Source organism: Novosphingobium sp. NPDC080210 (genome assembly GCF_050281025.1).
Classification (GTDB): Bacteria; Pseudomonadota; Alphaproteobacteria; order Sphingomonadales; family Sphingomonadaceae; genus Novosphingobium.
Genome location: NZ_JBNNWL010000001.1, coordinates 624,882 through 642,806 on the forward strand (window position 1 = coordinate 624,882; position 17,925 = coordinate 642,806).

Below are 17,925 nucleotides of genomic sequence, written 5' to 3' on the forward strand. Positions count from 1 at the left end.
CAATGGATCACGCCCGCCTGATCACCATGGCCAACCAGATCGCCCGCAACCTCGCCCCCCAGGGTGAAGCCCAGGCGATCGAACTGACCGCACAGCACCTGCGTGACTATTGGGACCCTCGGATGAAGGCTGCAATCCTGCAATGCGATCCAGCCGGGCTGGATCCGATTGCCCGCGCCGCAGTCACCATGCTGCGCTAGCCAGCCGGATTTCGCGTAAACATCTGTTTTAAAGGCCAAGTTTGACAGATTAACTGCATTTACCTACCCCATGGCTCCCAACAGCGATGCGCCATGCACATGGCAAGGATCACCGTTGGGGAGAATTTTTATGGGCCGAGCCCTTCGTGCCATCCGGTCGCCAGCCCGTTTCTCGATGCTGGCCCAAGCCAGCACTGTAAGAACGATACTCGGAACCAGCGGAGCTTTGCTGGGCTCCACTTTGCTCGCATCTCCAGCAATGGCCGATTGCGCAACTGTGCCAAATACCGCACACATCGTGTGCGACGGGGGCACCGGGCCAACGAGAATAGCCAGGATCACCGGGCTTGAATCCGTTACGTTCCTGAATGGTCAAACCTCGGTGGTCAGTACCGGTCTGGACCTGCAATCCCTTGTCTATCCCGGCGTCAATTTCGCCATGGATGCGACCTCTACACCCACGCCCAACGGCACCGGGTCGCTGACCATCACCGCACAAGGCAATGTCACGACAACAACGCCATACCACACAGGAATTAACGGCAATCTGATCACCAATGCGGCAATTGCCTTGAGCGCCGTTTCTACCGCGGGCGGCACAATCAACATGTTGCAAGGCGCAACTTCCACCATTACCGGCGACACCGGCATCAGCTTGGGGACAACCGGGGGACCGAACGGGAACGTGGTCCTTATAACCAATGGAACGATTGATAGCCGCGTCACAGGGATCAATGTCAATGCTACCGGCACAAGCTCCATTTCCGCAAACGGGGAGGTGACCGGCACCGCCGGTTCTGGAATCTCCACGACTAGCACCGGACTGAATACCGTAACCATCGGAAACTGGACCCGCGGCGGCACCGGTGTCGAGGCCACCAGCACCCAATCCAATGTCCTGATCACCAATTCCGGCGCCATAACCGCTTACTCTGGACTGGGCATCTCTGCCAAAGCGGATGGCTATGTCCGGGTCGCCGGCAACGGCAGCGTTGCGGGAATGAGAGGCGGCATAGAGATCGCATCAGGTGTGAATGCCTCCGATTTCACCGCCGTCACGGGTGCGGGCAGGATCACTGCCATTAGCGGCGATGCAATCAATGTCTCGAACGCCGGGGCCTTTGACACGGTAATCAGCCGCCTTGGTGCGATGACCGCGAGGTTTGGCAATGGCGTCACGGTAAACAATACCGGCACTGGCGCGATCCGCATCCAAGTGGAGGAGATCTCCGCCTACAACGCGGCGGTCAACGCCACGATCGCGAAAAGCAGTTCCACCGCACTGCTTTCCATCGATGCACGCGGCGACCTGCTAGGCACAAGTTCCGGTATCATCGCCACCAATTACGGGTCAGGAAGCACCGTCATCACGACCGCGGGGAGGATTGATAGCAGGCTGGCCGGCATTACCGTCATGGCAAATGGGTCCAGCACGGTTACCGCAAAGAGCGATATTCTGGCAGTCGGCAGTTCCGCAATCCAGGCACTCAGCGAGGGCTTTAACAGCGTCAAATTCCTCGGCAGCGAAGCGCGGGGTGTCAGAGGGGTCCAGGCAACCAGCTTAGGCTCCAACACCGACATCACGGTGGAGGGTACTGTCACCGGCTTCGACGGCGCAGGCATTTTCACCCAGGCGGCAGGATATTTCCGGATAACCAACAATGGCGCGGTTTCCGGAACCGTAAACGGAATCACCGCGCAAGCGGGCATTGCAGCTACCGCCTATAGCGCTGTCCTGGGCAGCGGACCGGTCACCGCCTCTGCTGGAAATGCGATCCACCTGTCGAACGCCAGCTCCCACGGAACTGTTGTCTCCCAACCAGGACCACTGACTGCGGCTGAGGGTAGTGGCGTTTTCATCGACAACACCGGATCGGGTGCGTCGGACATTTGGGTCCTGACCGGCGAAGTTGCTGCGAAGGAGACAGGCATCGATGCTTCGATCAACAACGTCGACTCAACCGGGCTGATATTCATCGACGCGACCGGCAACCTGACTGCCGATACCGGGATTGTCGCGCGCAGCAGCGGGTCCGGCAACATCTATGTCGATACGGCGGGAGCAATTGACGCGCAAACGGTCGGCATCTGGACCAGACTGACCCCGATTGCCGGACGAAGCAACGGCACGGTCATCGATGTCAAAACAGGTTCATCGGTAACAGCTGCTGCCCCCGGCTCGGTCGGGATTCTGACGAACAGTGGCCTCTCCACGGGTACCAGTACGGTTTTTGTCCGCGGCACCGTACAAGGCTCGGAAGCGGTCAGGCAGATCGCACCGGCGGGCACGAACGATACCACCAACGTCGCAAGCGGGCGGATCGATGGCGCAACCGGCATCTTGCAGAGCAATGCAAACGGCCTGAACAGCGTGACCAATGATGGTACGATCCTCGGCACTGCCGTGGCCATTGACCAAACCACCTCGGCCAGCGGCAATGCGCAGGTTCTGAACAAGGGAACCATCACCGGACCCATCGCGATCAAGGCTGCACTGGCAGGAGGGGCCTACCGGTTGCGGAACGAACTGGGCGGGGTGCTGAACGGAACGGTTCAGGTCGCTGGCAGCAATGCATCGGAATCAAACTTCACCAACACCGGAATCTGGAATGCGGTTGGCGTTTCAAGTTTTTCGGGATCGGCCAGCAATTCCGGGCTGCTCAATCTGGCGGCTGGCGGCTCCATCGGGGCGACTGCCGGCATAGTAAACTCTGCCGCTGGCACTCTGGCATTCGCCGGCAGCGGAAGAATCGCCGCAGACCTGACCAACGCCGGATTGATCACTCTATTCGACCAGCAAGCGGGGCAGATTGCCACGGTGGCCGGAAACTTCACCGGAAGCACGGGGAACATCATCCAGCTGGATGCCTCGCTGGCCAATCAGTCCGCTGACCGCCTGGCCATTACCGGCAGCGCCAGCGGCTCATCCACAGTTCTGGTCAATGTCTTGGATCGCGGGATTCTTGCAAACGGGTTCCTGCCATTGATCACTGCGGGATCCGGTACGATCGACCTGGCGGTTCCGGCTTCCGCCAATCTTTCCAGCGGCGGATTCCTGATCCAGGCCTTTGGCTGGAACCCGGCCAATGCGCGAGAGTTCGGCATCATCCAGGCCGTAAACCCGGCGTCGATCCAGTTCGCGCAGCTTTCCGGCTTAGGCGCATCAATTTCGAGCCTGATCGACGAGCCGCTGGGCGAGGTTATTGCAGGTCGCAGTTCGCGCTTCGGAATTTGGGGCCGAGCCTCGGCGGGGGACATGAACCAGTCCTTCCGGACCAATGGCATCGGGGCTGGCGTCAATGACGGGCAGACCCGCACCAGCTATTCAATCCTGCAAGCTGGTCTGGATTACACCCTGATTGCGGCCGAGGAATTCGCCGTGAACCTTGGCATCACCAGCGGTCGTTACGACGCTTCGTCAAAAGTTGGCGGGGGGCTTACGGACACCGAGGGGAAGTTCCTGGGTGGCTATGTGGCCATCAGCGGCCATGGCTTGCTGATCGACGGCACCTATCGCGGCGAGTGGCGTGAACATTCGCTGTCCAACGCAGCGCTTGTCCAAGGCCGGGCGATCAAGGTCAAGGGCACGGCAAAGGCGGGGGCGATCAACGCGTCCTATCGCCTTGCACTTGGCCCCGTCTTCGTGAAACCTGCGGTGGGCTATTCATTCGGCTCCAGTGCCCTCTCCCCATTTGCGCCGGATGCAAACACGCTCATCCTGCCGGGCGACGACAAGACCGGACAGCTGCGTTACGGTGGAACCCTCGGCTGGTCGGGACAAGTCGGCAAGGGCTTAATCCTCTCACCCTGTGTGGGGCTGTTCGAAGTCAGGAACACCGCTCGCGTGGAAAATACCCAGCTGCGCATCGGGAACACCCCGTTCGCCTTGCAGACCGAAAGCTTCACGAACACCCTGCAAGTGGTTGGCGGGATCGACCTGCGCGATCCGTCAGGCAAGCTGTCGGTCTTTACCCGCGCCAGCCTTCTCACCTCCAACGGCGTGGACGGCGCGAGCTTCCGCGTCGGAGCGCGAATCAACTTCTGAGCGTGGTGCAGCCGGGATCCTGCGGGAGCCCGGCTATCGACCTTCAATAACTGCGCGGCAGGCCCAGCACGTGCTCGGCCAGGTAGGACAGGATCAGGTTCGTGCTGATCGGCGCCACGGTATAGAGGCGTGCTTCGCGGAATTTGCGCTCCACGTCGTATTCCTCGGCGAAACCGAACCCGCCGTGGGTTTGCACGCACATGTCCGCTGCGGCCCAGCTGGCTTCGCTGGCGAGTAACTTGGCCATGTTCGCTTCCTCGCCGGGATTGCCACCCGCGTCATAGACCTGGGCCGCGTGGTGGACCATCAGCTCCGCCGCGCGCATTTGCGCATAGCAGCGCGCGATGGGGAACTGCACGCCCTGGTTCTGCCCGATCGGACGCCCGAACACGCCGCGTTCCTTGGCATAGTCGGTCGCCTTCTGGATGAACCACTTGGCATCGCCGACGCATTCGGCGGCGATCAGGATGCGTTCCGCGTTCATGCCGGACAGGATGTAGCGGAAGCCCTTCCCTTCCTCGCCAATCAGGCTGGAGGCGGGAATGCGCATGTCGTCGAAGAACACTTCGGTCGTCGAGTGGTTCATCATCGTGCGGATCGGCTTGATCGTCATGCCCTTGCCGACGACTTCGCGCATATCGACCAGGAAAATCGACAGGCCTTCGGTCTTGCTGGCCACCTGTTCGCGCGGGGTGGTGCGGGCGAGCAGCAGCATCAGGTCGGAATATTCGGCGCGGCTGGTCCAGATCTTCTGGCCGTTGACGACATAGTGGTCGCCATCCTTCACCGCCACGGTGCGCAGAGACAGGGTGTCGGTGCCGCTGGTCGGTTCGGACACGCCAAAGGCCTGCAAGCGCAGCGAGCCATCGGCAATGCCGGGCAGATACTTCGCCTTCTGCTCCTCGCTGCCGTATTTCAGCAGCGTGTTCATGATGTACATCTGCGCATGGGCGCTGGCGCCGTTACACCCGGCGGCCTGGATTTCCTCCATGATGACCGCAGCCGCATCCAGCTTGAGACCCGATCCGCCATAGCTTTCCGGGATCAGCGCAGCGAGAAAACCGGCCTGGGTCAAGGCATCGACGAATTCACCCGGATAGGCCCGATCCCGGTCCTTTTCCCGCCAGTATTCGCCCGGAAACTCCGCACACAGTGCCTGCACCGCACGGCGGATCTCGATGATGTCTTCGCTTTCGGTCATGCCACCGCCTTTAACCGATCGATTAAGCTGTGCAAGCCCCTGACCGCCAAGCTTGACCTGCGCCGCTACTATGGCACTATTAGTGCCAATATAATCAAGGGAAGGATGGGCAATGGGAAGGAAGATCGCACTGATCGCCGCGCTGCTGGGTTCGTGCACGATCATCAGCGGCTGCGACCAGATCAGCCGCATCGGCTCCGGGCAGGCAGAGGTCAAGAATACAGCCTATCCCGAGCAGGTGTTCTGGGGGGATACCCACCTTCACACCGCCAATTCGGTCGATGCGTTCGGAATGGGCAACCGGCTCGATCCGGAAACCGCCCTGCGCTTTGCCCGGGGTGAGGAAGTGGAATCGACCACGGGGACCAAGGCCAAGCTGGCCCGTCCGCTGGACTTCCTGGTCATCGCCGATCACGCCGAGGGCCTGGGATCGACCAAGGCGCTGTACGATGCGCCGAGCTTCCTCGTCACCGACCCTACCCTGCGCCGCTGGCGCGACCTGATGCACCAGGGCCCGCGCCAGTCGCTCCAGGCCACTACTGAAATTCTGGCTGCACGCGGGCGGAACGATCTCCCCCCCGGCCTGAACGATCCGGTCAAGGGAGCCGAACGCACGCACAAGATCTGGAATGACAGCCTGAAAGCGGTCGAACGCTATAACGAACCAGGCAAGTTCACTGCCTTTTTCGGGTTCGAATATACCTTGATGCAGGGCGGCAACAATCTGCACCGCAACGTGATCTTCCGCGACGGGATCGACCGCGTCTCGCAAGTCGATCCGCTGGATCCCACGACCGAGCTCTGGCCTGACCGGCTGTGGGACTACATGGACAGTTACGAGAAGAAGACGGGCGGCAAGGTCCTGGCCATCCCGCACAATGGCAACCTCTCGAACGGCCTGATGTGGATGCTGACCGATCCGCAGGGCGCGCCGCTCACCGCCGCCTATGCCCGCCGCCGCGCGCTGCGTGAGCCGGTGGCGGAAATCACCCAGATCAAGGGCGATAGCGAAAGCCATCCGTTCCTTTCGCCCAATGACGAATATGCGGGCTATGGCACCCTGGGGTGGGACAAGAACAACCTGCTGAACAATCAACCAACCAAGAGCAGCGATTATGCCGGTTCCTATGTCCGCGAAGCGCTGAAGCGCGGTCTGCTGATCGAAAGGCAGACGGGCGTGAACCCATACCGCTTCGGGGTAATCGGATCGACGGATAGCCATACCTCGCTGGCAACGGCGGACGACAACAACTACTTCGGCAAGCATTCGGGCGTCGAACCGGGGCGGAGCCGCACCACCGATACCTTTGCTCCGGGCGTGCCCCTGGAACGTGTGGGACGGATGAACTGGCAGACGCTGGCCAGCGGCTATGCGGCGGTCTGGGCCACTTCAAACACCCGCGAAGCGATCTGGGACGCGCTGATGCGCCGCGAAGTCTATGGCACCACCGGTCCGCGCATGACGGTGCGGGTCTTTGGCGGCTGGGACTTTACCGAGAAGGACCTCAGCGGCGACTGGGTCAAGGCCGGCTATAGCCGCGGCGTGCCGATGGGCGGAGAGCTGAAGCCGGGCGGCAAAGGCCGGCCCAGCTTCATCATTTCGGCCTTGAAGGACCCGCTCGACGGCAACCTGGACCGGGTTCAGGTGATCAAGGGCTGGGTCGACGCGGCGGGCAAGGCGCATGAGAAGGTCATCGACGTGGTCTGGTCAGACATGGCCAGGCGCAAGCTGGTGAACGGCAAGGTTCCCGCCGTTGGCGATACGGTGGACGTGCAGAGGGCGACTTTCCGCAACACCATCGGTGCGCCCAGTCTGGCCACGGTCTGGACCGACCCGGAATTCGATCCCAAGCAGCGCGCGTTCTATTACGTCCGCGTCTTGCAGATCCCGACGCCCACCTGGATGGCCTATGACCGGGCAAAATACGGCCTGCGCCTGCCGCCGGAAATCCCGATGAAGCATCAGGAGCGGGCCTATACCTCGGCAATCTGGTACAGCCCCGCCTGACATGAGATGGAACGATAGCGCGCGGCGGCTCTTGCGCGAGCCGCTGGTGCATTTCCTGATTGCGGGCGCGGCTGTCTATGCGCTTCTGTCCGGCAGGCCGCCGGACCTGGGCGAGCGCCGGATCGTGGTGAATGACCGGGTAGTCAGCGCCCTCGTCAGCCGCTTCGAGGAAAGCTTCCGCCGCTTGCCCACCAAGGACGAGACCGACGACTTGATCCGGGACTGGGTGCAGGACCAGGTCTATTACCGGGAAGCGCTGAGCCTGGGCCTTGATGAAGGCGACGAGGTCGTCGTGCGGCGAATGCGGCGCAAGATGGAAGCCATGGCAGTCGCTGATGCGGAAAGCCGGACGCCCAGCGATGCCGAACTGCAGGCCATGCTTGACCGCGACCCCGCGCGCTATGCCGAAGACCCGCAGACCAGCTTAGATCAGGTCTATCTGGGAGCCGACACGCCCGAAAATCGCGCGCGCGCGCAGAATGCCCTGGCGCGGCTGCGGCGCGGCGAAGCGGTCAGCCCTACCCCTGCCCCGATCCCCGCAACATTCAACGCAGCGCGCAGCGAGGCGATCTCCACGCAATTTGGCGACGACTTCGCGATTGCCTTGCGCAACCTTGCACCCGGGCAATGGAACGGCCCGCTTGCCTCAGGGCTGGGCCTGCACCTGGTGCGCGTAACTGCCCGCACAGCGGCAACCCCGCCCTCGCTGGAAAAGGTCCGGCAGCGCGTGGAGAATGACTGGCGCGCAGCAGCCAACCTGCGCGCGCGTGAGGAAGCCTATGCCCGCATCGCCAAAGGCTATGATGTGGTGATCGAGCTTCCAAAGTGACCCGCGCCTTGCGTCTTGCCCTCGCCATGCTGGCGGCGCTGTGGGCGCTGCCCGCGCAGGCCGACGAGATGCGCCCCGGCTATCTCGAATTCACCCAGCTTGGCCAAGGTGAATGGAAGCTGGTGTGGAAGGCGCCCGTGATCGGCGGACTCGCCACGCGGACCAAGCCTGCCTTTCCGGCCTTCTGCACCCAGTCCCCGCCGCAAGCGCGCGTGGACGGGCTGGTGCTGATTGCAGAAAGCCGGCTGACCTGTAGCAAGGACCTGGCCGGAGCGCAGGTCGGCCTGACCGGGATGGACCAGGCCTTCACCGACGCGCTCCTGCGCATCGCACCCATGAGGCGCCCCGTCCAGGCAGCACGGCTCACGCCGGACCGGGCGATGGTGACGGTCAGCACAGTGCCTGATGGCCGGGAAGTTGCGCGCAGCTATTTCGTGCTGGGCATCATCCACATCCTGGAAGGTTACGACCACCTGCTCTTCGTCGTCGCGCTGGTCCTGCTGATCGGAGCGCCGGGACGCGTGGTGAAGGCGGCAACGGCCTTTACCCTGGCCCATTCGATCACGCTGGTCGGCTCCACGCAGGGACTGGTCGGCCTGGCCCAGGCTCCGGTCGAGGCCCTGATCGCGTTGTCGATCGTCTTCCTTGCCGTCGAAATCGTGAAGCGCGATCCCGAGCGACCGAACCTGGCCGAGCGTGCACCCTGGGTAGTGGCGTTCCTGTTCGGGCTGATCCACGGCTTCGGTTTCGCCGGAGCACTGCGCGAAATCGGCCTGCCGGAAAGCGACGTTCCGACTGCCCTGCTGACGTTCAACCTTGGGGTCGAAGCGGGACAGCTGGTCATCATCGGCGCCGTTCTTGCGGCAATTGCCCTGCTCCGCCGTTTTGCGCCATCCGCGCTGCGTCCCGCCGTGCTGAGCACCACCTACGCCATCGGGATAATCTCCAGCTTCTGGTTCATCGAGCGGATTGCCGGATAGTTGGGTGTTGTCGCACCGCCAGCGGCGTGCCAAAGCCATGGCAAATACCTGAACTGGAGAGAGCATGACCATGGACAGCCCCGTCCTCTATTCGCTTGACGCTGACGGCATTGCCACGATCACCCTGAATCGTCCGGAACTGCGCAATCCGATTTCCGACCTCGACCTGATCGACGCCCTGCTCGACACTTTGACGAAGATGGAGGACGATCCCAAGGTCCGCGTCGCCATCCTAACCGGTGCGGGCGCGGCCTTTTCGGCGGGCGGCAATCTGAAGATGATGCAGCCGGATTCGGGCGGCCTGAATGCCAGCCTCCCGGCGCGCACCCGCCGCAATTACAAGAGCGGCATCCAGCGCCTCCCCCTCGCCTTCGCCGCGCTGGAAGTGCCGGTCATCGCCGCAGTCAACGGCCCTGCCATCGGCGCCGGGCTTGACCTGGCCTGCATGTGCGACCTGCGCGTCGCCGGGGAAAGCGCGAAATTTGCGGAAAGCTTCGTCAAGCTGGGGATCATTCCCGGTGATGGCGGCGCCTGGCTGATCCAGCGCATCATCGGCTTTTCCAAGGCCGCCGAACTGACCCTGACCGGCGAAACCATCGACGCGGCAGAGGCGCTGAAGATTGGCCTGGTCAACCAGGTCGTGCCCGATGCCGATCTGATGGACGCCGCGCGCAAGATGGCCGCGCGCATCGCCTGCAACCCTTCCTTCGCAGTCCGCATGGCCAAGCGCCTGATCTGGGACGCCCAGTCGATGAGCATTGGCCAGGTCCTGGAAATGTCCGCCGCGATGCAGGCCGTGGCCCACGCCACCAAGGACAATGCCGAGGCGGTCAACGCCTTCCTGGAAAAGCGCAAGCCCGTGTTCAAGGGCGACTGACATCAAAGGAGGCCTCATGATCGATCATCCTGCTATCGTCGGCATTCCCCTGGTTCTGGGCGGCAACGTCTTCGGCTTTACCGCGGACGAGGACGCCAGCTTTGCCGTCCTTGACGCATTCCACGCCGCAGGCGGGCGGATGATCGATACGGCCGATGTCTATTCGGCCTGGGTGCCCGGCCACAAGGGCGGCGAGAGCGAGACGGTGCTGGGCAAATGGTTCGCGGCCAGCGGCAAGCGCGCCGACATGAAGCTGCACACCAAGACCGGAATGCTGGGTGGGAGCGAGCTCTATCAGCCGGAACGCGTGCTCGCCTCGCTCGACGCATCGCTGGAGCGGCTCCAGACCGATTACGTCGATCTCTACTATGCCCACCGTGATTATGAGGAACTTGCGATCGGCGACATCGTGGCCGCTTTTGACGGAGCGGTGCGGTCTGGAAAGGTCCGCTCGCTCGGGGCGTCGAATTTTACGGCGGCGCGGCTGTCCGCCGCTCTGGATGCTGCCGAAGAGCAAGGGGCCACGCCCTTCACCGTGCTGCAAAACGAATACAACCTGATCGCCCGAGATGCCTATGGCGCGGACTTGCAGAGCCTGTGCGTCACGCGCGGCATTCCGATGCTGCCGTTCTTTGGCCTCGCATCGGGCTTCCTAACCGGCAAGTATCGGACCGAAGCGGACCTGGGCAAATCGGTGCGCGGACAGCGCATGGGCAAGCTGCTCGAAAGCGGCAAGCCGATGCTGGCCGCGATGGACGATGTCGTGCGCGAAACGGGGGCTAGCCACGCCCAGGTCGCGCTTGCCTGGCTGCGCGTGCAACCGGGCATCGGTGCGCCGATTGCCAGTGCAACCACGGTGCAGCAGGTGCAGGAACTCTGCGCCTCAACCCAGCTGGAACTGAACGAAGAGCAACTGGCGCGGCTAAGCAGCGCGGCGTAAGGTCGCCCGCTGTTCCAAAACCTCCGTGCGGGCTTGCCGAAGGCGGTCAGTTTAAACCGACCATCCTTCGACAGGCTCAGGATGAGCGTTGCTTGTGGTCCAACTCAAACCCCGCTCAGGCTGAGCTTGTCGAAGCCGGACACAGTGCAGCGACAGGCTCTTGGTAAGCGGAAAATCAGCCAATCCGCCCACACTTGTCCCCACGCCGCGCTTGATCGGCAGCGGCAAACAGTTCCGCGCTGGGGGCAAGTCGCCGGTCGATGATGATCCCCTTGTCCGACGGCGAGTAAACCACGCGTTCACCCTGCGGCACTGCCTGCCCTTCGCGCGCCAGCACGAAACGCACGCCTTGCGGCGACTGCGTCGTATCGAACACAGCGATGTTGTCCGTATTTGCGGCAAATACCGAGATCGAGACATAGCCCTGGTTCGGGCTGGGCGCGGCTTCGATCATTAGCGGGCCGCCCGACAGGTCGAAGGCGCAACTGGAATAGGCCAGGTCCGGCGAAGGCCGCACGATACCACGCGATTCCTGGGTCGTGCGAGGGCCGAAATAGAACTGGTTGACCAGCTTGCCGTCCTGCGAAATCCGCTTCATCGCCACGCTCATCAGCAGGTGCGGCGTGGCCATGACCAGCCCGACATGACCCACCACCGCAGCCGCTGCGAACAGGAGGCCCAATTTCACCGCGCGCTTCATGCCTTGCCTCCGCAATCGAGCTTCGTGACCTTGGGCATCGGGATCGAGGCATAGTCGGCCACCGCGCCTTGATCGGGTTGATAGATGCGCAGCGTAATGTCGAACTCCCCGGCCTTGCGGGTCGAGGCCCAGGCCTCGCCGCCATCGGGACGGACTGGAGCGAGGACCGCAGCCCATGCACCCGCCGCATCCGGCCTTACTTCGGTTGCATCGAACGAAAGCGCGTCATCGTCGTTGAGCGGCAGGTAATTGTCTGCGGCATAGACCGTGACCGACCACCACTTGCCCGGCAGCGGACCGCCCGTGACGCGGTAGCGGCACTCCTCACGCAAGGGATCGCCGGCATCGTCGGTCTTGCGGGTAAAATAGATCGCCTGGCTCTTGTTGAGTGCCAGCAGGCCGCTCACCGCCACGCGGGCGCGCAGCCAAGGGTCCGCATCGGTCGAGCCGGTGACGGAGCTGCCGTACCAGCCCGAATAGTTCTGACCGCCCATACCCCCGGTTATTGCCGCCCATCCGCTGAGCAGGCCAACCATCAGGCCCAGGGAGACGGTCGCCCCCTTGGCCCAAAGCGATGTCTTTTGAGAATCAGCCAAGATCGAGAAACTCCTTCAGCCCATAGGGCTTGTACGGCCCGATGATCAGCTGTTCAAACACGCCGATCCCTTCGCCGTGCTTGTCGCTGGTTACCTTGCAGGGCAGCTGGACGTGGTAGTTGTCCATGGCGCCCGGATCGCACTGCATCAGGCCGAAATCCTCTCGCTCTACCGCAAGTTCACCGTGCCACAGGCCGTGCCCCCACTTGGGCGAGGTATAGCCGATCCCGCGCATCTGGAACCGGCCGAGCGGCTCCAGCGTAAGGGTTTCCGGCCCATCAGGCCCTTCGATCACCAGCGTGCCCTTTTCGGGCCAGCGCGTACCCTTGGTCAGCGGCGATTCCATTACGCCCTCGGTATCGAACAGCGCCTCCGCCGTGGCTCCATCGGGAGCGACGACAGCGCGGGTGTTCCACTTGTTGCCCTTGGCGTCCGCATTGACGTGGAAGAACACCGAGCGGTCCGCAAAGTTGATCGGCGTCCACTGCCAGAAGAAGCCGGGAACCACGCCTGTCCCGTGCGGCTGCTCATCACGCGATCCGACCGGGCGCACGCCCCAGGACCGGTCGCGGGTTCCAGCGGTGCCGGGGGCGCATTCCTGCCGGTTGCCGTCCACTTCGATCCAGCCCGTATAATGCCCGTTCTGGGTCAGGCGGGTGTAGTCCATGAAAGTCCGCGGCCCGATCCGGTGGATGAAGCGCGGCTCCTCAATGGGAAAGGCCCGTCCGGTGAAGGTAAGGTCGGCCTTCAATCCCTCGCCATCCACCACGACGCGCAGCTTTTGCAGCGGTTCCAGAATCTCTACCCGGATCGGGCCGACTTGCAGGTCAAGCCGCTCCATCCCCAGTTCCTTGCTGGCGTGCAGGTTGTACTGCACCCCATCGCGGATGGTCGAAAAATGGGCGTCCATGATGTTGAGATGCGGATAGACCCCCAGAGCCACGGCGAAAAAGCCAGAGCCGTCGGGCGCATAGCCGTTGAAGAAGTACCGGTCATAGAAGTTCCGGTCCGTGCCCGCATAGGCAACCGGTTCAGGCGTCTGATGCAGCGGATAGTCGTCGCCTTTGGTGAGTACCATTTCAATCAGCCTTTCAGTTTCGCCAAGCTGCCATGCTGCAACGCCAGCGCGCAGCCACCGCGGGCCATGGAGAGGAAGTTTGCATCGCCGCGCTCGGTCCGCTCGACATAGGCCGCGCTGAACACCGCGGTGGAGATGCCGTGGAGCGCACCCAGCACGTAGTCGTCCCAGATCGCATCGCGGCTGAGCGGCACGCCCCGCGCGGTCATTTCCGCGCAGTAGAGGTCCAGCAGTTCGCCCTCGTGCGCGCGGCGTAGATCGTCGCCGATGCCGGTGCCCATGAAATAGCCGATGTCCATCATCGGATTGCCCACCGCTACCGTCTGCCAGTCGAGCACGGCAATCGGCTCTGCCCCGCCCTTGATGTTGAACAACATGTTGTCGAGGCGGAAGTCGCCGTGGACGATGGCCTTATCCGCGCTCTCGCGCCCGAACCACTCCTCCTTGGCCTCGTTCAACTGCTCACAGATCGCCATCAGTTCGGGCTCAAGGCTATCGGCATAGCGTTCGCGGAAGATCGCTTGGGCATTGCCATAGAGCGCCTTCACCTGCTCGGCATGGCCTTCACGCGGTTGAAGCAGGTCGATCCCCGTCAGCGCCGGGTTGTTCCAGCTCGGTCCATGCATGGCCGCTGCCTGGCGCAGGCCAGCCTGGGCATCGACGAAAGAGCATGAGGCAAGCTGGTTTCCGCCGCGCGCCGGGCCGAGGTCCTCGAAGATCAGGACAAAGTCGACCCCGTCCTCGGCAATCTCGGCCACCAAGGCCTGCGGCACGCGCACGTCCAGGTGCGGCGCGATCTCGCGGTAGAAACCGACTTCCTTGGAATAGAGCCCGAAGGCCGCCGCCGTGCCTCGGCTGTTCTGGTCCTCCGCCGGAAACTTGCCCGCGACTGTCGCGGGACCGGCACCGGGGCGGTCATAACTTAGATGAAAGCGGGCGGAATCGCCGACCTGACCGGTGCCAATCGGCTCCCAGCGGATGGCAGTAACGGCACCTTCGTGCAGCACGCCAGCGGCGTGCAGCCGCTCGGTCAGCCAGTCAGGCTGAATCGCAGCCGGGTGCGAAGGGATCTGGCCCATTCGGCTCCTCTCTCTTATCGTTTAAGCGCACGGTTAAACGACAAGAGAGAGGCTGGCAATGGCCTTAGGCGAGGCGGCCGAAAGCCCCTGCACCGGCGTAGTGCGCGGCGTCACCCAGCTCTTCTTCGATGCGGATCAGCTGGTTGTACTTGGCAAGCCGGTCGGAACGCGCGAGCGAGCCGGTCTTGATCTGGCCGCAGTTCGTCGCAACCGCCAGGTCGGCAATGGTCGCGTCCTCGGTTTCGCCAGAACGGTGCGACATGACGGCGGTATAGCCGTTGCGGTTGGCAATGCTCACCGCGTCCAGCGTTTCCGACAGCGAGCCGATCTGGTTGACCTTCACCAGCAGCGAGTTGGCCAGACCCTTCTCGATGCCCATGGTCAGGCGCTTGGGGTTGGTCACAAACAGGTCGTCACCGACAAGCTGGACCTTGTTGCCGATCTTGTCGGTCAGCGCCTTCCAGCCTTCGAAATCGTCCTCGCCCATGCCGTCTTCGATCGAGATGATCGGATAGTCGGCGCAGAGTGCGGCCAGGTAATCCGCCATTTCAACCGGGCTGAGCGACAGACCTTCGCCGCTGATTTCGTACTTGCCGTTCTTGAAGAACTCGGTCGCTGCGCAGTCCAGCGCCAGCTTGATGTCGGTTCCGGCGTTGAACCCGGCCTTGGTGATTGATTCCATCACGAAATCCAGCGCGGCGCGGGTGCTGGACAGGTTCGGCGCAAAGCCGCCTTCATCGCCCACTGCCGTGGCCAGGCCCTTTTCGTGCAGGCCCTTCTTCAGGGTGTGGAACACTTCCGCGCCCCAGCGGACCGCTTCGGCCAGGCTGGACGCGCCCACCGGCATGATCATGAATTCCTGGAAGTCGATCGGATTGTCAGCATGTTCGCCGCCGTTGATGATGTTCATCATCGGCACCGGCAGGACGTGGGCAGAAACCCCGCCGATGTAGGAATAGAGCGGCAGGCCGCGCGCGTTGGCAGCCGCCTTGGCAATCGCCAGCGAAGTGCCCAGGATCGCATTGGCGCCCAAGCGCGACTTGTTTTCCGTGCCGTCCAGTTCGATCATCCGTGCGTCCAGATCGCGCTGATCTTCGGCGTCGAAGCCCAGCAGGGCATCGGTGATTTCGGTGTTCACGGCTTCAACCGCCTTGAGCACGCCCTTGCCGAGGTAGCGCGACTTGTCGCCGTCGCGCAATTCCACCGCTTCATGGGCACCGGTCGACGCACCCGAGGGCACCGCCGCACGGCCAAACGAGCCATCGTCCAGCAACACGTCGACTTCCACGGTCGGGTTGCCGCGGCTGTCCAGGATTTCACGGGCATGGATATCGATGATCGCGGTCATGGGGTCTGCTCCTTTTGCGCTGTTCCCGGCTCCTTAGCAGCGAAGCCTTGGCAGGCAAGTTGCATTGCATTGCATTGCAGCAATTAGAGCCGCATAGAAGGAACTTGCACGCGGCAGCGCGCGTTACCAAATATCAGCGAGGGGCCTCACCGGGGGCAACGAAAGGGAATATTCGATGGCCAAGACCACCAAGGACACCGTCAAGACGACCGCCGCGAAGAAGCCTGCCGCGGCCAAGAAAACCGCCACGCCCAAGGCTGCGCCGATGGCCGCGACCGGGGAAGCCAAGGCCAAGTTCGCCAAGGCGATCGAGGAAGCCAAGGCCGGCGTCCAGGTGCTTGCCAGCGAAGCCCAGACCCGTGCGCAGAAGCTTTCCCAGGATGCCCAGGCCAAGGCCGGTGCCTACAAGGAACAGATCACGGCCCGCAGCGGCGACTGGGTTGAGGAAGCGCGCGACCTGGCCACCCAGGCCCGCGACCGTGCTGGCACCCTGGCCAACGAAGGCAAGACCAAGACCAGCGACGCGCTGACCAGCCTGGGCCGCATCGTCGCTGACAATGCCGGGACCATCGATGAAAAGCTGGGCGTGAAGTACGGCGACTATGCCCGCACCGCCGCCCGCTCGATGCAGGAAACCGCCGCAAAGATCGAAGCCAAGGAACTGGCCGAACTGGGCGAAGACGCCAAGGAATTCGTGCGCAAGAGCCCGGGTCTTGCGCTGGGCATCGCGGCCGTTGCCGGTTTCCTCGTCTCGCGCCTGTTCAAGGGCGGATCGAACGAAGCCTGAAGCGCGGCCCTGCACGATCATGGCCGATGAAGCACCTCCCTTGGTGGAAGAGCGCGCAGCTGAACGCTCGCTGGTAGACGATGTGCGCCAGCTGGTGGACGACGGGCGCACTCTGGTGGAGGCGGAACTCGCCTACCACAAGAGCCGCGCCGTCGTTGCCGGACAGGCCGCGAAAAGCGTCGCCGGCTGGCTCTCGCTCGCCCTCGCCCTGCTGTTCTTTGCGATAATGGCGCTGGTGCTGGGCCTGATCCTGATCCTGACCCCGGTTCTCGGCGCGGTGGGCGCCACGGTGGTGATGGTGGCCGGGCTGCTCGTCATGGGGGCCCTGTCCGGCATGGTCGCGGTGCGACGCTGGCAGCGCGCCGCTGCGCAGCTTTCTGACAAGGCAGAACAGCCATGAGCGAAGCGGAACAGCGCCTCGCCACCGATCGCCGGAACCGCAATGCCGCGCGCGGGTTGTTCGATCAACGGCTCGCACGGGTAAAGGCGGACCTTTCCGCGCGCAGCATTCCCGCCCGGGCCAAGGACCGGGTGCAGGAACAGGTCTTTACGGCGCTCGACCAGGGGATCGACGTGGCCAAGGAAAGCAAAGGGATCATCGCAGGCGTGGCTGCGGCGCTGACTCTGTGGTTTTTCCGCAATCCGCTGATCGAACTGGCAAGCGGATTGTTCGACAAGGATAGCGGGGGCAACGACCAACCTAGCCAAGAGGAGCAGGAAGCGTGAGCAAAGCCGACGAACAGCGCCAGCAGATCAAGTCCAGGATTGACGCGTCACAGGACCAGCTTGATGCTGAAAACCGCCAGCTTGCCGCGATCCCGCCGCGCCCCGATACTTTTGAGGACGCCCCGGACGATTGGCGCGGCAAAGCCGGGCAGCATCCGTGGCTGCTGCTTGCCGCCGGCGCCGGCGCCGGCCTGCTGATCGGTGCGCTGCTGCCGCGCCGGGCGGGTTCCAAAACCGCTTCCCGCGCCCTGGGACTTGCCGCCGCCGGCGCGGAACTGGCCATCGCCTTCAGCAAGAACGCGCGCGATGCCGCCAGCGATGCGGCCAGCGAAGGTCTTCACCGGCTGGACGAAGGCACAGCCCCGCTGCGCCGCCGCGCGGGCGAAGTGGCCGGAACCGCATCACGCAGCGCGCGCACGACGGGTGCCCGCCTGGCCAGCGAGGCCGTAAAGATTGCGGCCCGTATCCGGAAGTAGTTGACGCTACGACCTTCGTGGGACTTGCCTTAGGAAAGGCGCGATATTATGCGCG

The 17,925-nt window shown here is 63.2% G+C and carries 17 protein-coding genes; 11 read left to right on the forward strand and 6 right to left on the reverse strand.

Annotated features, from left to right (window positions below):
* Window positions 1-2 precede the first annotated feature (2 nt).
* Entirely contained in the window at window positions 3-200 is a 198-nt protein-coding gene (locus tag ACQKOE_RS03000; RefSeq protein WP_427511493.1) for a formate dehydrogenase subunit delta, read from the forward strand.
* A 175-nt stretch (window positions 201-375) separates the two neighbouring features.
* The gene (locus tag ACQKOE_RS03005; protein ID WP_427511494.1) at window positions 376-4,245 is read left to right on the forward strand and encodes a beta strand repeat-containing protein; all 3,870 of its coding nucleotides are present in this window, start codon (window positions 376-378) and stop codon (window positions 4,243-4,245) included.
* 43 nt (window positions 4,246-4,288) lie between these two features.
* Here ACQKOE_RS03005 and ACQKOE_RS03010 read toward each other — a convergent pair whose 3' ends face one another.
* A complete protein-coding gene (locus ACQKOE_RS03010; protein WP_427511495.1) occupies window positions 4,289-5,446 on the reverse strand; it encodes an acyl-CoA dehydrogenase family protein in 1,158 nt (385 codons plus the stop codon).
* A 112-nt stretch (window positions 5,447-5,558) separates the two neighbouring features.
* Between ACQKOE_RS03010 and ACQKOE_RS03015 the strand changes: the two genes are divergently transcribed.
* The 5 genes from ACQKOE_RS03015 (at window position 5,559) to ACQKOE_RS03035 (ending at window position 11,080) form a co-directional block, all read left to right on the forward strand.
* The gene (locus ACQKOE_RS03015) at window positions 5,559-7,454 is read left to right on the forward strand and encodes a DUF3604 domain-containing protein (RefSeq protein WP_427511496.1); all 1,896 of its coding nucleotides are present in this window, start codon (window positions 5,559-5,561) and stop codon (window positions 7,452-7,454) included.
* Window position 7,455: 1 nt separating this feature from the next.
* A complete protein-coding gene (locus ACQKOE_RS03020) occupies window positions 7,456-8,283 on the forward strand; it encodes a peptidyl-prolyl cis-trans isomerase (protein ID WP_427511497.1) in 828 nt (275 codons plus the stop codon).
* Complete coding sequence (locus tag ACQKOE_RS03025; protein WP_427511498.1) at window positions 8,280-9,263, forward strand: HupE/UreJ family protein; 984 nt, start codon at window positions 8,280-8,282, stop codon at window positions 9,261-9,263. The genes ACQKOE_RS03020 and ACQKOE_RS03025 overlap by 4 nt, the downstream gene beginning before the upstream one ends.
* A 70-nt stretch (window positions 9,264-9,333) precedes the next feature.
* Window positions 9,334-10,140, forward strand: coding sequence for a crotonase/enoyl-CoA hydratase family protein (locus ACQKOE_RS03030; protein WP_427511949.1), 807 nt, complete (start codon window positions 9,334-9,336; stop codon window positions 10,138-10,140).
* A gap of 16 nt (window positions 10,141-10,156) precedes the next feature.
* On the forward strand, window positions 10,157-11,080 hold the full coding sequence (locus ACQKOE_RS03035; protein WP_427511499.1) for an aldo/keto reductase: 924 nt from the start codon (window positions 10,157-10,159) through the stop codon (window positions 11,078-11,080).
* 175 nt (window positions 11,081-11,255) lie between these two features.
* Here the strand turns inward: ACQKOE_RS03035 and ACQKOE_RS03040 are convergent, their stop codons facing one another.
* The 5 genes from ACQKOE_RS03040 to eno all read right to left on the reverse strand — a co-directional run bounded on the left by ACQKOE_RS03040 (window position 11,256) and on the right by eno (window position 15,881).
* Window positions 11,256-11,780, reverse strand: coding sequence for a DUF1254 domain-containing protein (locus ACQKOE_RS03040; protein WP_427511500.1), 525 nt, complete (start codon window positions 11,778-11,780; stop codon window positions 11,256-11,258).
* A complete protein-coding gene (locus ACQKOE_RS03045; protein WP_427511501.1) occupies window positions 11,777-12,376 on the reverse strand; it encodes a DUF1214 domain-containing protein in 600 nt (199 codons plus the stop codon). The genes ACQKOE_RS03040 and ACQKOE_RS03045 overlap by 4 nt, the downstream gene beginning before the upstream one ends.
* Window positions 12,369-13,454 (reverse strand): hypothetical protein, encoded by a 1,086-nt coding sequence (locus ACQKOE_RS03050; protein WP_427511502.1) that lies wholly within the window; start codon window positions 13,452-13,454, stop codon window positions 12,369-12,371. Before ACQKOE_RS03050 ends, ACQKOE_RS03045 begins: the two co-directional genes overlap by 8 nt.
* Before the next feature lie 5 nt (window positions 13,455-13,459).
* The gene (locus ACQKOE_RS03055) at window positions 13,460-14,533 is read right to left on the reverse strand and encodes a phosphotransferase (protein WP_427511503.1); all 1,074 of its coding nucleotides are present in this window, start codon (window positions 14,531-14,533) and stop codon (window positions 13,460-13,462) included.
* A 64-nt stretch (window positions 14,534-14,597) separates the two neighbouring features.
* Window positions 14,598-15,881: a phosphopyruvate hydratase gene (gene eno, locus ACQKOE_RS03060; RefSeq protein ID WP_427511504.1), complete on the reverse strand. Its 1,284-nt coding sequence runs from the start codon at window positions 15,879-15,881 to the stop codon at window positions 14,598-14,600.
* A 175-nt stretch (window positions 15,882-16,056) separates the two neighbouring features.
* Here eno and ACQKOE_RS03065 point away from each other — a divergent pair, with 175 nt between their 5' ends.
* Genes ACQKOE_RS03065 through ACQKOE_RS03080 form a run of 4 tightly spaced genes read left to right on the forward strand, consistent with a single transcriptional unit; the run spans window position 16,057 to window position 17,870 of the window.
* Complete coding sequence (locus ACQKOE_RS03065) at window positions 16,057-16,668, forward strand: hypothetical protein (protein ID WP_427511505.1); 612 nt, start codon at window positions 16,057-16,059, stop codon at window positions 16,666-16,668.
* A 19-nt stretch (window positions 16,669-16,687) separates the two neighbouring features.
* Complete coding sequence (locus ACQKOE_RS03070; protein WP_427511506.1) at window positions 16,688-17,068, forward strand: phage holin family protein; 381 nt, start codon at window positions 16,688-16,690, stop codon at window positions 17,066-17,068.
* Window positions 17,065-17,394 (forward strand): hypothetical protein, encoded by a 330-nt coding sequence (locus ACQKOE_RS03075; RefSeq protein WP_427511507.1) that lies wholly within the window; start codon window positions 17,065-17,067, stop codon window positions 17,392-17,394. The genes ACQKOE_RS03070 and ACQKOE_RS03075 overlap by 4 nt, the downstream gene beginning before the upstream one ends.
* The gene (locus ACQKOE_RS03080; RefSeq protein WP_427511508.1) at window positions 17,391-17,870 is read left to right on the forward strand and encodes a hypothetical protein; all 480 of its coding nucleotides are present in this window, start codon (window positions 17,391-17,393) and stop codon (window positions 17,868-17,870) included. The genes ACQKOE_RS03075 and ACQKOE_RS03080 overlap by 4 nt, the downstream gene beginning before the upstream one ends.
* Window positions 17,871-17,925: the final 55 nt, after the last annotated feature.